Below are 13,060 nucleotides of genomic sequence, written 5' to 3' on the forward strand. Positions count from 1 at the left end.
CGTGAAAACCGATAAGATCGCCACAACCTGTCAGGAAAACTCACAGATGAGCCGAGACCTCCCACCGCTGAATGCTTTGCGCGCTTTTGAGGCGACTGCGCGCCTGAACAGCGTTAGCCAGGCCGCTGAGCAACTGCATGTGACCCATGGTGCGGTCAGCCGGCAGCTCAAGGTGTTGGAAGAACACCTCGGCGTCAGCCTGTTCGCCAAGGACGGGCGCGGCCTCAAACTCACAGATGCCGGCATTCGTCTGCGGGATGCGAGTTTCGAGGCGTTCGAGCGACTGAGGGACACCTGCGCCGAGCTCACGCAAAGCAGTGCCGATGCGCCGTTTGTGCTCGGCTGCTCCGGCAGCCTGCTGGCGCGCTGGTTTATTCCGCGTCTGGGGCGCCTGAACGCCGAGTTGCCGGATTTGCGCCTGCATCTGTCGGCGGGTGAAGGCGATCTTGACCCACGCCGCCCCGGCCTGGACGCGCTGCTGGTGTTCGCCGAACCTCCATGGCCGGCGGATATGCAGGTGTACGAATTGGCCAGCGAACGCATCGGCCCGGTCATGAGCCCGCGTTTTGCCCATTACGAGCGATTGCGCCAGGCGCCTCCCGAGGCGCTGCTGAATGAGGCCCTGTTGCACACTACCTCACGCCCGCAAGCCTGGCCCAGCTGGGCGCAGCACCATGGGATCGACGCTGGCGCGTTGAAGTACGGTCAGGGGTTTGAGCATTTGTATTATTTGCTGGAGGCGGCGGTGGCCGGGCTGGGGGTAGCAATTGCGCCTGAGCCGCTGGTGGCAGAGGACCTGCGAGCGGGTCGCCTGGTTGCGCCGTGGGGTTTCAGTGAAACCCCGGCGCAACTGGCGTTGTGGCTACCCAAGCGCGCCGCAGATGGGCGCGCCGGGCAACTGGCGCAGTGGCTCAAGGCTGAGCTTGCGCGCCAAGACGTTTAGTCGCCGCGTTTGCACAGCAAGTAAGCCGCCAGCAGACCCAGCGCGCCGACGGCAACACCGGCGGTAGTCCATGGATGCTCTTGCGCGTAGTCCCGTGTTGCAACACCGGTTTCGCGGATTTTGACTTTGCTTTCTTCGTAGGCATCGCTGATCAGGTGGCGGGAATGCTTGAGGGCGTTCTCGGCATTGCTTTTCAGGGCCTTCAGGGTTTTGCGCGACTCGTCAGACGCATCGTCCTTGAGGCTTTCCAAAGATTTGAGCAGGCTCGAAATCTCGGCTTCCATGCTTTCCAATGACGCTTTGCGTAAAGAGGTGTTGGCCATGTGGGCTCTCCTGGAGTGATTGAGTGGCGTGTGTTGTTTCCGACTGCGGCGGTTTCAGAAAGTGCAGTAAATCTGAACTTTCACATCGCAATAGCCGCCAGAAGCAGTACGAGAATTCACTGCTAGTCTTGATTAACGACCCCAGGAGAAAAACTTATGAGTGATCATCACACCTACAAGAAAGTCGAACTGGTGGGCTCTTCCGCGACCAGCATCGAGGAGGCCATCAACAATGCCCTGGCTGAAGCCAGCAAGAGCATCAAGCACTTGGAGTGGTTTGAAGTGACCGAAACCCGTGGCCACATCAAGGACGGCAAGGCTGCGCATTTCCAGGTCACCCTCAAGGTGGGGTTCCGAATTGCCAGTAGTTGATTGAGCCGGTTGAACTTGCGCGCTGGCCGATTGCCATAAACTCCGCTACAACCTTTAGGCACGTCGACGTGACGAGCGGCGACGTGCTTCCTTTCGATCAACCCAAGGAAGTGACGGATGAAGAACTTTTTGTTGGCGGTAGGTTTGTTGAGCATTGCGGGCACGGCCCTGGCGGCGGGCAAGCCTTGTGAAGAGCTGAAAAGCGAGATTGCGGCGAAAATCGACGCTAAAGGCGCTTCGGGCTACTCCCTGGAAATCGTGGACAAAGGTGCTGCACCTAGTGACCACACGGTTGTCGGCAGCTGTGAAGCCGGTACCAAGGAAATCGCCTACAAGCGCGGGTGATCCCGTGTTACAGACGTAAAAAACCGACGCGAGTGCGTCGGTTTTTTTATGCCTGCGATCCCTCGCTCCGCGTGGGAATGAAGCCTGGGATGCTCTGCGTCCCGCCTCACTCCTGGATTCAGCCCTTCATGACCTGCGCCAGCAGCTCGTAGGAATGAATCCGGTCGGCATGCTCGTACAGGTCACAGGTGAAGATCAGCTCATCCGCGCCGGTCTGCTCCACCAGCACTTCCAGCTTGGCGCGGATCTTCTGCGGGCTGCCCACCATGGCCAGGCCGAGGAAACTGCCCACGGCGTCTTTCTCATGGGGCAGCCACAGGCCGTCCATGGTTTTGACCGGCGGGCGCTGCACCAGGCTTTGCCCACGCATCAGCGCGAGAATTCGCTGGTACACCGAGGTGGCCAGGTAGTCGGCTTGCTCATCGGTGTCGGCGGCCACCAGCGGGATGCCGAGCATCACATAGGGCTTGTCCAGCACGGCCGAAGGCTTGAAGTGGTTGCGATAGACGCGAATCGCTTCATGCATCAGGCGCGGTGCGAAATGTGAGGCAAAGGCGTAAGGCAAACCGCGCTCGCCTGCCAGCTGCGCACTGAACAGGCTGGAGCCCAATAGCCACACAGGGACGTTGGTGCCGGTGCCGGGTACGGCGATCACTCGTTGGTCCGGAGTGCGCGGGCCGAGGTAGGCCATCAGTTCTGCCACGTCTTCCGGGAAATCATCAGCGCTGCCGGAGCGTTCACGGCGCAGGGCGCGGGCGGTCATCTGGTCGGAGCCTGGTGCGCGGCCAAGGCCCAGGTCGATGCGGCCCGGGTACAGGCTTTCCAGGGTGCCGAACTGCTCGGCGATCACCAACGGTGCGTGGTTGGGCAGCATCACCCCACCGGAACCGACACGGATCGTCGAGGTGCCGCCGGCCAGGTAACCCAGCAATACCGAGGTCGCCGAGCTGGCGATGCCGTCCATATTGTGGTGTTCGGCGACCCAGAAACGGTTGTAGCCGAATTTTTCCACGTGCTGGGCCAGGTCCAGGGAATTGTGCAGCGACTGCGCCGGGCTGCCGTTGGCGCGCACGGGCACGAGGTCGAGGGTCGAGAACTTTACGTCGGACAGCGATTTCATAAGCCTGCTTCTCCAATGGGGGCGCAGGCTTCTTAGACGAACCAAAACCTGCCGCTTCATGTGCATGTCCTATGCAATGAGGGCATATACCCGAGATTCAATAGCGATGGTGAAATTTCCTACTTAATCGCTAGGTTTCTCCGACAAGATGAACTTTGCCGTGGCGTCTATCCTCAGAACCCTTACTGACGCAAAACCACCGTTCGAGGAGACCGCTATGAGTATTGTTAAAAAAGCATCCGCGCATTGGGAAGGCGACCTGAAGACTGGCCTGGGTTCCATTTCCACCGAAACCGGCGTTCTGCGTGAAGCGCCTTACGGCTTCAAGGCCCGTTTCGAAGGTGGCAAGGGCACCAACCCTGAAGAACTGATCGGCGCAGCCCATGCCGGTTGTTTCTCCATGGCGTTTTCCATGATTCTCGGCGATGCCGGGCTCAAGGCCGACAGCATCGACACCCAGGCCGAAGTGACCCTGGACCAAGTGGACGGTGGCTTTGCGATTACTGCCGTGCACCTGACCCTCAAGGCGAAGATCCCGGGCGCCAGCCAGGCGCAGTTCGATGAGCTGAGCAAAAAGGCCAAGGAAGGATGCCCCGTGTCCAAGGTACTGAATGCAACCATTACCCTGGATGGCACCCTCGTTAATTGATCGACCCTTGTAGGAGCGAGCTTGCTCGCGAAGCGCTCAAAGGCGCCGCGCTCTTCCAGGCGGCACGCGTTATCGTTGACGTTTTTCGCGAGCAAGCTCGCTCCTACACGTTCAGGTATGGTCGAATAGCCGATTGCAGACTCAGCGCACACCCGTGCGCGTGCATTCAGGGAGCTTCACACATGAAACGTATTGCCTTGGCGGTTATCTGCTGTGCACTGGCCACGTCGGCGCTGGCGGCGCCAAAAGATTGTGAAGAGCTCAGGAAGGAGATCGAGGTCAAAATCCAGGCGAATGCCGTTCCGTCCTACACCCTCGAAATCGTCACCAAGGAAGAAGCTGACAAGCACGACAGCGCCATGGTTGTCGGCAGCTGTGAGAATGGCACCAAAGCCATCGTCTACCAGAAGAACAACGACTGATCAGATGCAGTTGACGCTACGTTCTTCGGCCAGCAATTGACCCGCTTTGTTGTACAGCCGGATATTCGGGTTGTAGCCCAGTGAGCGCCCTTCCAGGCGATAGCGCTGGCCCGCCTCGAAACGGTCGTATTGCAGGGTCATGAAGCAGGTACGGTCAGTGGTTTGGCCAAACCCGCCGAAACTGCCGCCGGTAGGCACCTCGAAATCAAAACGTACCATCAGCTCATGGCTGCCAGGCGGCATTTGGAAGAAGCGCCCGTCGTTCAGGTTTTTCCCGTCCAGGCGTTGCGCCATTACCAGCTTGGCGCCGGGTGTCGGGGTAGCGAAGTCGACCCAGGCTTGGAGTGGATCAACCGGCGGTAGTGGCGTCGACGCACAGGCACTGAGAAAAATCGCGGCGACGGGAAGCAGTAGCTGACGCATGTTAAGCACTCAACTGTAGGAATGGTTTTTTGAACGGCTGCGTTCGGCAGCACGCTCCCTATGAGTATAAACACGCCACGCCATGGAAAAATTCCCCACAGGCGAGATAGTCTGGCGGGATGGTTATCGGCGAGAGGTTTTAATGGTCAGGCGTTTGCTTCCCGGCTTGATGCTGCTGTTGCTCAGTGGCTGTTCCAGCGTCAGTTATTACAGCCAACTGGCAGACGGCCAATGGCAATTGCTGCGTGCCCGGGAGCCGGTCTCCGCGGTCGTCGCCGACCCGTCCCGGCCACAGGTGCTGCGCGAGCACTTGGCGCAATCGCAGAAAGCCCGCACCTTCGCCAGCGAACACCTGCACCTGCCGGATAACCAGAGTTACCGGCTGTATGCCGATATCGGCCGTCCTTACGTGGTCTGGAACGTGTTCGCCACGCCTGAATTTTCCCTGTCCCCGCAAACCCACTGCTTCCCGATTGCCGGTTGCGTGGCCTATCGCGGCTACTACAACCAGGGCGCCGCACGCGGCCAGGCGGCTTTGTTGAAGCAGCAAGGGATGGATGTGTCGATTGGCGGCGTGGAGGCCTATTCCACCCTCGGCTGGTTCAACGACCCGATCATGAGTTCGATGATGAGCTGGGGGGACGAGCGCCTGGCCACGCTGATTTTTCATGAGCTGGCGCACCAGCGGTTTTATGTGAAGGACGACACCGAGTTCAACGAGTCGTACGCCACCTTCGTCGAGCAGGAAGGTACCCGGCAATGGCGCGCCGCCCAAGGCTTGCCGCCTGCCAGCGAGTCAGCGCTGAAACAGCGCGACCAGTTCACCCGGCTGGTGCTCGATACCCGCAAACGCCTGGAGCAGTTGTATGCGCAGCCGCTGACGGCAGATGCCATGCGCCAGGCCAAGGCCGCTGAATTCGAGCGCCTGCGCCGTGACTACCGGCACATGCGCGATAGCCAGTGGGGTGGCGACAAGCGTTATGACGCCTGGGTCAACCTGCCGATGAACAACGCAAGGTTGCTGCCGTTTGGGCTGTATGACCAGTGGGTGCCGGCGTTCGTCGCGTTGTTCCGGCAGGAAGGCGGGGATTGGCCGAAGTTCTTTGCGGCGGTGGAGAAGCTGGGCGGGTTGCCGGTGGATCAGCGCAAGGCGGCCCTGAGGGCGTTGGAGGGATCCGGGCAAGTGGTTGGCCGGTAGGGCCTCATCGCGGGCAAGCCCGGCTCCCACATTTGACTGAGTTGTCTTGGCCGACCGTGATCAAATGTGGGAGCTGGCTTGCCTGCGATAGCGCATTCAAGGCCGTTGCAAAAACGCCTGATGCATCTCGGCCAACGTTTCGAAATGCCAGGTCGGCGCCTCGGCACTCAGCTCTTCACGGCTGCCAAACCCATAACCCACCGCCGCCGAATCCAGCCCATTGCTGCGGGCCCCGATCAGGTCGTGCTTGCGGTCGCCAATCATCAAGGTGCTGGCCGGGTCCAGGCTTTCTTGCGCCATCAGGTGGGCGATCAACTCGACCTTGTTGGTGCGCGTGCCGTCCAGCTCGCTGCCGTAGATCATCTTGAAGTGCTTGGCGAAATCAAAATGCCGGGCGATTTCCCGGGCAAATACCCAAGGCTTGGACGTGGCTACATAAAGCTGGCGGCCCTGGCCATTCAATTCCTCAAGCAGCGGCATCACGCCGTCGAACACGCGGTTTTCGTACAGGCCGGTGACCTTGAAGCGCTCGCGGTAGAAATTCACCGCCTCCCAGGCCTTGGCTTCGTCGAAGCCATAAAACTGCATGAACGCTTGCAGCAGCGGCGGGCCGATAAAGTGCTCAAGTTTGGTCAGGTCCGGCTCATCGATCCCCAGTTTGGCGAGGGCGTACTGGATCGAGCGGGTGATGCCTTCGCGCGGGTCGGTGAGGGTGCCATCGAGGTCGAACAAAACGGTCTGGTAATGCATGGGTGTCCTTGTCATTGGTCGAAGCCTTCGGCCAGGTGCAGGTCTTTGAGCTTTACGTAGTTCGCGGCGCTGTAGGTGAAAAATGCCCGTTCCTTGTCAGTCAGCGGGCGGATTTGTTTAACCGGGCTGCCAACATACAAAAAACCGCTCTCAAGTTTCTTGCCCGGCGGCACCAGGCTGCCGGCGCCGATGATCACCTCGTCTTCCACCACGGCGCCGTCCATCACAATGCTGCCCATGCCGATCAGGATCCGGCTGCCTACCGTGCAGCCATGCAGCATGACCTTGTGGGCAATGGTCACCTCGTCGCCGATCAGCAGCGGGAAACCATCAGGATTGAAGGGGCCTGCGTGGGTAATGTGCAGCACGCAGCCGTCCTGCACGCTGGTGCGCGCACCGATGCGGATGCGGTGCATGTCGCCGCGAATCACCGTCAGCGGCCATACCGAGCTGTCGGTGCCGATTTCGACGTCGCCGATCACCACCGCCGATGCATCGACGAAAGCCCCGGCGGCCAGGGCCGGCGTGTGATTCTGGTAGGTGCGAAGGGTCACGATAGGCTCTCTCTCTTCTGCTGATAGCTGCGGTGGGCGTTGATTGTAATTAAGATGGCCCCATCTTTGTTCTTACATGTTTCTTCAGCCAAGGTGCCAACCGTGAGCGCGAACAACCCTCTTCTGCAGTCCTACGACCTGCCGCCGTTCTCGGCGATCCGTGCCGAGCACGTACAGCCGGCCATTGAACAGATCCTCGCCGACAACCGCGTCGCCATCGAAGGCATCCTGCAAAGCCAGGGTAAAAATCCGACCTGGGCCGGGCTGGTCCTGGCCATGGACGAACTCAATGACCGCCTGGGTGCCGCCTGGAGCCCGGTCAGCCACCTGAATGCCGTGTGCAACAGCGCCGAACTGCGGGAAGCCTACGAGGCGTGCCTGCCGGCACTGAGCGCCTACTCCACCGAGATGGGCCAGAACCGCGAGTTGTTCCAGGCCTTCGACGCCCTGGCCAACAGCCCGGAAGCCGCCGGCTTCGACGTGGCGCAAAAAACCATCCTGGAACACTCCCTGCGGGACTTCCGTCTGTCGGGTATCGATTTGCCGCCTGAGCAGCAAAAGCGTTATGCCGAAGTGCAGAGCAAGCTCTCCGAACTGGGCAGCAAGTTCTCCAACCAATTGCTCGATGCCACCCAGGCCTGGACCAAGCACGTCACTGACGAAGCAACCCTCGCCGGCCTGACCGATTCCTCCAAGGCGCAAATGGCTGCGGCTGCCCAGGCCAAGGGCCTCGACGGCTGGCTGATCACCCTGGAATTCCCGAGCTACTACGCGGTGATGACCTACGCCCACGACCGCGCCCTGCGTGAAAAAATCTACGCAGCCTACTGCACCCGCGCGTCGGACCAAGGCCCGAATGCCGGTCAGAATGATAATGGCCCGGTCATGGAACAGATCCTCGACCTGCGTCAGGAGCTGGCGCAACTGCTGGGCTTCGCCTCGTTCTCCGAGCTGAGCCTGGCCACCAAAATGGCCGAGTCCAGCGACCAGGTGCTGAGCTTCCTGCGGGACCTGGCCAAGCGCAGCAAGCCGTTTGCCACCCAGGACCTGCAACAGCTCAAGGCCTATGCCGCCGAACAAGGCTGCGCGGACCTGCAAAGCTGGGACAGCGGTTTCTACGGCGAAAAACTGCGTGAGCAGCGTTACAGCGTTTCCCAGGAAGCCCTGCGCGCCTACTTCCCGATCGACAAGGTACTCAGCGGCCTGTTCGCCATCGTGCAACGCCTGTATGGCATCGAGATCGCCGAGCAGAAAGGCTTCGACACCTGGCACCCGGATGTTCGCCTGTTCGAAATCAAGGAAAACGGCCAGCACGTCGGCCGCTTCTTTTTCGACCTGTACGCCCGCGCCAACAAGCGTGGGGGTGCCTGGATGGACGGCGCCCGTGACCGTCGCCGCACGGTTGATGGCGTGCTGCAAAGCCCGGTGGCCAACCTGGTGTGCAACTTCACCCCGGCCGACAGCGGCAAGCCTGCCCTGCTGACCCACAATGAAGTGACCACGCTGTTCCACGAATTCGGCCACGGCCTGCACCACCTGTTGACCCGTGTCGAGCACGCCGGCGTGTCCGGCATCAACGGCGTGGCCTGGGATGCGGTGGAGTTGCCGAGCCAGTTCATGGAAAACTGGTGCTGGGAGCCGGAAGGCCTGGCGCTGATTTCCGGTCACTATGAAACCGGTGAGCCGCTGCCTCAGGACCTGCTGGAAAAAATGCTCGCGGCGAAGAACTTCCAGTCCGGCCTGATGATGGTTCGCCAGTTGGAGTTCTCGCTGTTCGACTTCGAGCTGCACGCCACCCACGGCGATGGCCGCAGCGTGCTGCAGGTGCTGGAAGGTGTGCGTGATGAGGTGTCGGTGATGCGTCCGCCCGCCTACAACCGCTTCCCCAACAGCTTCGCGCATATCTTCGCTGGCGGTTACGCCGCGGGTTACTACAGCTACAAGTGGGCGGAAGTGCTGTCGGCCGATGCCTTCTCCAAGTTCGAAGAAGATGGCGTGCTCAATGCCGAGACTGGCCGGGCGTTCCGCGAGGCGATCCTGGCCCGTGGCGGTTCCCAGGCACCGATGGTGCTGTTCGTCGATTTCCGCGGACGGGCGCCGTCGATTGACGCACTCTTGCGCCACAGCGGCCTGAGTGAGGACGCGGCAGCATGAGTGAAGCACCTGTGAAAACCAAAAAACGCTTTATCGCCGGGGCAGTCTGCCCGGCGTGCAGCGAGCCGGACAAGTTGATGATGTGGAGCGAGGACGATGTTCCGCACCGCGAATGCGTGGCTTGCGGCTATTCCGACACGCTGAATGAACAAGGTCTGTCAGTGCCCAAGGAATTGGGTACGCGGGTCAATACGTCGGCGTTGAAAGCACCGGACCCCAAGGTGCAGGCGGTGCAGTTCTTCCCTAATCCGAAGCTGAAGAAAGACTGATCGTGAAGCGCTCCCTGGGTTGATGGCTCAGGGAGCGACCACCCAGGCGGTTTTTTCCTCGGCCGGGTCTTTGGCGTTGTCCGCGGTATTCAGCCAGCTTTTCATCGAGCACAGTGCAAAGGCGCTGGTGCTGCATTCGCCGTTGACCAGTGCGGTGCGTAACTTGTCGACATCGGCCCTCATCATGTAGCGAACACCGTCCTTGAAGCCGCTACTGGCGCCAAAGCCGCCCAAGGTCATTTCGTTCAGCGCGTCTTCCTTGCTCCATCCCTGAATCACCACCCGATACATCGCCGCCACCAGGCCAGTACGGTCGGAGCCGTGTTTGCAGTGCATCAGCACCGGGCCGTTGGCTTCGGCATCCTGAATCGCACGCAACGCTGCGAGCACATCGGCGTCATCGACATGGTTGGTGCGATAGGACAATTGCACCTGATTGATACCGGGTGATTTCAGCCAGTTGGCATCGGACTCGGGCAGAAAGTTGATCACCGTACCGATCTTGAGCTTTTCCAATACAGGGACAGCGCCGCTATCCGGCAGCGCGCTGCGATAGAGCGTGGGCGTCATTTGATACAGGTTGTATTGATTGCCCACCGGCTGGGCCCATTCCGATGAACGGATGGGCGTGAGCTCTTCGGCCTGGGACGGTGCGGTGGTGAACAACGCCATGAACACGAGGCTGAGGGCAGGCAGCAATTGATTCTTGAACATGCGCGATGTAACCGAATAGGGAAGGGGTTAATGGGGCCCAGATTCGCCTACAGGGGGTCAATGCCGTGTGAGGTACTCGTCAAAGAATCGTGAATAAGCCGGCTCCGGGCAGATTTTTTCGCGCTGAAACGATTTTCCCCAATCCTTAGCCTGCTATCCTTTGTAACTATTGATTGCTGCTGTGTTCTATCCCCTTGGGTCCTTTGGATCCCATTTACTGCCAAAACTATAAGTCGTTCCTCGAAGCGGCTGATAAATCCGTGACCACATGATGAGGTGCCACCATGTCTGATCAAGATCAAGACAACCCCCGGCGTGAGTTTTTACGCAAATCCTTGACCTTGATCCCCGTGGTCACTGTCGCCAGCACGGGCCTGGGCGGTTCGATGCTGATGGCGGTTCCCGAACCGGCTCAAGCCAGCCCGGAGAAGGCGCCCGTCAGCAGCAAGGCCTATGAGCCGAGCTATTTCACTGGCGAGGAATGGGCCTTTATCAACGCGGCCGTTGCGCGCCTGATCCCGGCGGACGACCAGGGCCCAGGCGCCCTGGAAGCCGGTGCGCCGGAATACATCGACCGTCAGATGAACACGCCGTACGCGGCGGGCGCCCTGTGGTTCATGCAAGGCCCGTTCAATGCCGACGCGCCGCCTGAAATGGGCTGGCAGAGCAAATTGGTGCCCAAGGAGATCTATCGCCTGGGCATTGCTGACACGGACGCCTGGTCGAAAGCGATGAACGGTAAGTTATTTGCCGAGCAAGACAGCGCTACCCAGGACAAATTGTTGCAGCGCCTGGAGGCCGGCGACGCGCAATTCGACAGCGTCCCGCCGAAGATTTTCTTCAATCTGTTGCTGCAAAACACCAAGGAAGGGTTCTTTTGCGACCCGGTCCACGGTGGCAACAAAGGCATGGTCGGCTGGACCATGATCGGCTTCCCCGGCGCCCGCGCCGATTTCATGGATTGGGTTGAACGCAACGAGCAATACCCCTTCCCGGCTGTTTCGATCCGTGGCGAGAGGGCGTAAACGTGGCGACCATCATGAAGAAAGTGGATGCAGTGATTGTCGGCTTTGGCTGGACCGGCGCGATCATGGCCAAGGAGCTGACGGAAGCAGGCCTCAACGTGGTAGCGCTGGAGCGCGGCCCGATGCAGGACACCTACCCGGACGGCAACTATCCCCAGGTCATCGACGAACTGACCTACAGCGTGCGTAAAAAGCTCTTCCAGGACATCTCCAAGGAAACCGTGACCATTCGCCATAGCGTGAATGACGTGGCGATGCCCAACCGCCAACTGGGCGCTTTCCTGCCTGGCAACGGTGTCGGCGGTGCAGGCCTGCACTGGTCCGGCGTGCACTTTCGGGTGGACCCGATCGAGTTGCGCATGCGCAGCCATTACGAAGAGCGCTACGGGAAAAACTTCATTCCCAAGGACATGACCATCCAGGATTTCGGCGTCAGCTATGAAGAGCTGGAACCATTCTTCGACTATGCCGAAAAAGTCTTCGGCACCTCCGGGCAAGCCTGGACGGTGAAGGGCCAGTTGGTGGGCGAAGGCAAGGGCGGCAACCCTTACGCACCGGATCGCTCCAATCACTTCCCGCTGGAATCGCAGAAGAACACCGTCTCTGCACAGCTGTTCCAGAAGGCCGCCACGGCCGTGGGGTACAAGCCCTACAACCTGCCTTCCGCGAATACATCGGGGCCGTACACCAACCCTTACGGCGCCCAGATGGGCCCGTGCAACTTCTGCGGCTTCTGCAGCGGTTATGTCTGCTACATGTATTCCAAGGCTTCGCCGAACGTGAACATCCTGCCGGCCTTGCGCCAGGAACCCAAGTTCGAACTGCGGCCCAACTCCCACGTGCTGAAGGTCAATCTCGACAGCACCAGGAGCAAGGCGACCGGCGTGACGTATGTCGACGCCCAGGGGCGGGAATGCGAGCAGCCGGCGGACCTGGTGATCCTCGGTTCCTTCCAGTTCAACAACGTGCGCCTGATGCTGCTGTCGGGCATCGGCAAACCCTACGACCCGATCTCCGGTGAGGGCGTGGTGGGCCGCAACTTCGCCTACCAGAACATGGCCACCATCAAGGCGTTCTTCGACAAGGACGTGCACACCAACAACTTTATCGGTGCCGGCGGCAATGGCGTGGCGGTCGATGACTTCAACGCCGACAACTTCGACCATGGGCCTCACGGCTTTGTGGGCGGCTCGCCGATGTGGGTCAACCAGGCGGGCAGCCGGCCGATTGCGGGCACCTCCAACCCGCCGGGCACGCCGGCCTGGGGCAGCGCGTGGAAGCGCGCCACGGCTGATTACTACACCCATCAGGTGTCGATGGATGCCCATGGCGCCCACCAATCCTACCGTGGCAACTACCTCGACCTGGACCCGGTTTACCGCGATGCCTACGGCCTGCCGCTGCTGCGCATGACCTTCGACTGGCAGGAAAACGACATCAAGATGAACCGCTTCATGGTCGAAAAAATGAGCAAGATCGCCGAAGCGATGAACCCCAAGGCGATTGCCTTGCTGGGCAAAAAGGTGGGCGAGCACTTCAACACCGCGTCCTACCAGACCACCCACCTCAACGGTGGCGCGATCATGGGCACCGACCCGAAAACCAGTGCCTTGAACCGCTACCTGCAGTGCTGGGACGTACACAACGTGTTTGTCCCGGGCGCTTCCGCGTTCCCACAAGGCTTGGGCTACAACCCTACGGGCCTGGTGGCGGCGCTGACCTACTGGTCGGCGCGGGCAATTCGCGAGCAGTACCTGAAAAACCCCGGCCCACTGGTTCAGGCATAAGGAGCGATGACC

Annotated in this window: 16 protein-coding genes; 10 read left to right on the plus strand and 6 right to left on the minus strand. The window is 60.4% G+C overall.

From position 1 onward, the window contains the following. The first annotated feature begins 46 nt into the window (after positions 1 to 46). Positions 47 to 943: a LysR family transcriptional regulator gene (locus tag C0058_RS00190; RefSeq protein ID WP_102367816.1), complete on the plus strand. Its 897-nt coding sequence runs from the start codon at positions 47 to 49 to the stop codon at positions 941 to 943. On the opposite strand, the gene C0058_RS00195 is transcribed toward C0058_RS00190, so the two are convergent. Further along, the gene (locus C0058_RS00195; protein WP_003170746.1) at positions 940 to 1,266 is read right to left on the minus strand and encodes a YqjD family protein; all 327 of its coding nucleotides are present in this window, start codon (positions 1,264 to 1,266) and stop codon (positions 940 to 942) included. The two genes, C0058_RS00190 and C0058_RS00195, sit on opposite strands and share 4 nt — an antisense overlap. 156 nt (positions 1,267 to 1,422) lie before the next feature. Here C0058_RS00195 and C0058_RS00200 point away from each other — a divergent pair, with 156 nt between their 5' ends. Then, positions 1,423 to 1,638 (plus strand): dodecin, encoded by a 216-nt coding sequence (locus tag C0058_RS00200; RefSeq protein ID WP_008439585.1) that lies wholly within the window; start codon positions 1,423 to 1,425, stop codon positions 1,636 to 1,638. A gap of 117 nt (positions 1,639 to 1,755) precedes the next feature. Continuing rightward, positions 1,756 to 1,983 carry a DUF1161 domain-containing protein gene (locus C0058_RS00205; protein ID WP_003214893.1) on the plus strand — a complete coding sequence of 76 codons (228 nt, stop codon included), beginning with the start codon at positions 1,756 to 1,758 and terminating at the stop codon, positions 1,981 to 1,983. Between the two features lie 118 nt (positions 1,984 to 2,101). On the opposite strand, the gene C0058_RS00210 is transcribed toward C0058_RS00205, so the two are convergent. Further along, entirely contained in the window at positions 2,102 to 3,103 is a 1,002-nt protein-coding gene (locus tag C0058_RS00210) for an LLM class flavin-dependent oxidoreductase (protein WP_102367817.1), read from the minus strand. A 217-nt stretch (positions 3,104 to 3,320) separates the two neighbouring features. On the opposite strand from C0058_RS00210, the gene C0058_RS00215 reads away from it, so the two are divergent. Continuing rightward, positions 3,321 to 3,752, plus strand: a complete 432-nt coding sequence (locus tag C0058_RS00215) for an OsmC family protein (RefSeq protein WP_003214889.1) — start codon at positions 3,321 to 3,323, stop codon at positions 3,750 to 3,752. Between the two features lie 182 nt (positions 3,753 to 3,934). Further along, positions 3,935 to 4,174: a DUF1161 domain-containing protein gene (locus C0058_RS00220; protein ID WP_003214887.1), complete on the plus strand. Its 240-nt coding sequence runs from the start codon at positions 3,935 to 3,937 to the stop codon at positions 4,172 to 4,174. Here C0058_RS00220 and C0058_RS00225 read toward each other — a convergent pair whose 3' ends face one another. After that, positions 4,175 to 4,597: a hypothetical protein gene (locus C0058_RS00225; RefSeq protein WP_102367818.1), complete on the minus strand. Its 423-nt coding sequence runs from the start codon at positions 4,595 to 4,597 to the stop codon at positions 4,175 to 4,177. A 142-nt stretch (positions 4,598 to 4,739) separates the two neighbouring features. On the opposite strand from C0058_RS00225, the gene C0058_RS00230 reads away from it, so the two are divergent. Continuing rightward, on the plus strand, positions 4,740 to 5,795 hold the full coding sequence (locus C0058_RS00230; protein WP_102367819.1) for an aminopeptidase: 1,056 nt from the start codon (positions 4,740 to 4,742) through the stop codon (positions 5,793 to 5,795). A gap of 96 nt (positions 5,796 to 5,891) precedes the next feature. Here C0058_RS00230 and C0058_RS00235 read toward each other — a convergent pair whose 3' ends face one another. Both C0058_RS00235 and C0058_RS00240 read right to left on the minus strand, forming a co-directional pair. Beyond that, positions 5,892 to 6,545: an HAD family hydrolase gene (locus tag C0058_RS00235; RefSeq protein ID WP_102367820.1), complete on the minus strand. Its 654-nt coding sequence runs from the start codon at positions 6,543 to 6,545 to the stop codon at positions 5,892 to 5,894. 11 nt (positions 6,546 to 6,556) lie between these two features. Next, positions 6,557 to 7,099, minus strand: coding sequence for a gamma carbonic anhydrase family protein (locus tag C0058_RS00240; RefSeq protein WP_102367821.1), 543 nt, complete (start codon positions 7,097 to 7,099; stop codon positions 6,557 to 6,559). 54 nt (positions 7,100 to 7,153) lie between these two features. On the opposite strand from C0058_RS00240, the gene prlC reads away from it, so the two are divergent. Further along, positions 7,154 to 9,253 (plus strand): oligopeptidase A, encoded by a 2,100-nt coding sequence (gene prlC / locus C0058_RS00245; RefSeq protein WP_174717768.1) that lies wholly within the window; start codon positions 7,154 to 7,156, stop codon positions 9,251 to 9,253. Next, positions 9,250 to 9,522, plus strand: coding sequence for a YheV family putative zinc ribbon protein (locus C0058_RS00250; RefSeq protein WP_003214872.1), 273 nt, complete (start codon positions 9,250 to 9,252; stop codon positions 9,520 to 9,522). Before prlC ends, C0058_RS00250 begins: the two co-directional genes overlap by 4 nt. A gap of 27 nt (positions 9,523 to 9,549) precedes the next feature. Here the strand turns inward: C0058_RS00250 and C0058_RS00255 are convergent, their stop codons facing one another. Continuing rightward, complete coding sequence (locus C0058_RS00255) at positions 9,550 to 10,236, minus strand: dual specificity protein phosphatase family protein (RefSeq protein ID WP_102367823.1); 687 nt, start codon at positions 10,234 to 10,236, stop codon at positions 9,550 to 9,552. Between the two features lie 284 nt (positions 10,237 to 10,520). Between C0058_RS00255 and C0058_RS00260 the strand changes: the two genes are divergently transcribed. Continuing rightward, complete coding sequence (locus C0058_RS00260) at positions 10,521 to 11,261, plus strand: gluconate 2-dehydrogenase subunit 3 family protein (protein WP_102367824.1); 741 nt, start codon at positions 10,521 to 10,523, stop codon at positions 11,259 to 11,261. Between the two features lie 2 nt (positions 11,262 to 11,263). Further along, positions 11,264 to 13,048, plus strand: coding sequence for a GMC family oxidoreductase (locus C0058_RS00265; protein WP_003214867.1), 1,785 nt, complete (start codon positions 11,264 to 11,266; stop codon positions 13,046 to 13,048). Positions 13,049 to 13,060: the final 12 nt, after the last annotated feature.

It is taken from the genome of Pseudomonas sp. NC02 (assembly GCF_002874965.1).
Taxonomy (GTDB): Bacteria; Pseudomonadota; Gammaproteobacteria; order Pseudomonadales; family Pseudomonadaceae; genus Aquipseudomonas.

Excerpts from the sequence above, each read along its gene's own strand:
- C0058_RS00230 (WP_102367819.1), top strand. The coding sequence starts at position 4,740 with ATGGTCAGGCGTTTGCTTCCCGGCTTGATGCTGCTGTTGCTCAGTGGC.
- C0058_RS00200 (WP_008439585.1), top strand. The coding sequence starts at position 1,423 with ATGAGTGATCATCACACCTACAAGAAAGTCGAACTGGTGGGCTCTTCC.
- C0058_RS00195 (WP_003170746.1), bottom strand. The coding sequence starts at position 1,266 with ATGGCCAACACCTCTTTACGCAAAGCGTCATTGGAAAGCATGGAAGCC.
- C0058_RS00210 (WP_102367817.1), bottom strand. The coding sequence starts at position 3,103 with ATGAAATCGCTGTCCGACGTAAAGTTCTCGACCCTCGACCTCGTGCCC.
- C0058_RS00250 (WP_003214872.1), top strand. The coding sequence starts at position 9,250 with ATGAGTGAAGCACCTGTGAAAACCAAAAAACGCTTTATCGCCGGGGCA.
- C0058_RS00190 (WP_102367816.1), top strand. The coding sequence starts at position 47 with ATGAGCCGAGACCTCCCACCGCTGAATGCTTTGCGCGCTTTTGAGGCG.
- C0058_RS00220 (WP_003214887.1), top strand. The coding sequence starts at position 3,935 with ATGAAACGTATTGCCTTGGCGGTTATCTGCTGTGCACTGGCCACGTCG.
- prlC (WP_174717768.1), top strand. The coding sequence starts at position 7,154 with ATGGCCCCATCTTTGTTCTTACATGTTTCTTCAGCCAAGGTGCCAACC.
- C0058_RS00225 (WP_102367818.1), bottom strand. The coding sequence starts at position 4,597 with ATGCGTCAGCTACTGCTTCCCGTCGCCGCGATTTTTCTCAGTGCCTGT.
- C0058_RS00205 (WP_003214893.1), top strand. The coding sequence starts at position 1,756 with ATGAAGAACTTTTTGTTGGCGGTAGGTTTGTTGAGCATTGCGGGCACG.
- C0058_RS00255 (WP_102367823.1), bottom strand. The coding sequence starts at position 10,236 with ATGTTCAAGAATCAATTGCTGCCTGCCCTCAGCCTCGTGTTCATGGCG.
- C0058_RS00215 (WP_003214889.1), top strand. The coding sequence starts at position 3,321 with ATGAGTATTGTTAAAAAAGCATCCGCGCATTGGGAAGGCGACCTGAAG.
- C0058_RS00235 (WP_102367820.1), bottom strand. The coding sequence starts at position 6,545 with ATGCATTACCAGACCGTTTTGTTCGACCTCGATGGCACCCTCACCGAC.
- C0058_RS00260 (WP_102367824.1), top strand. The coding sequence starts at position 10,521 with ATGTCTGATCAAGATCAAGACAACCCCCGGCGTGAGTTTTTACGCAAA.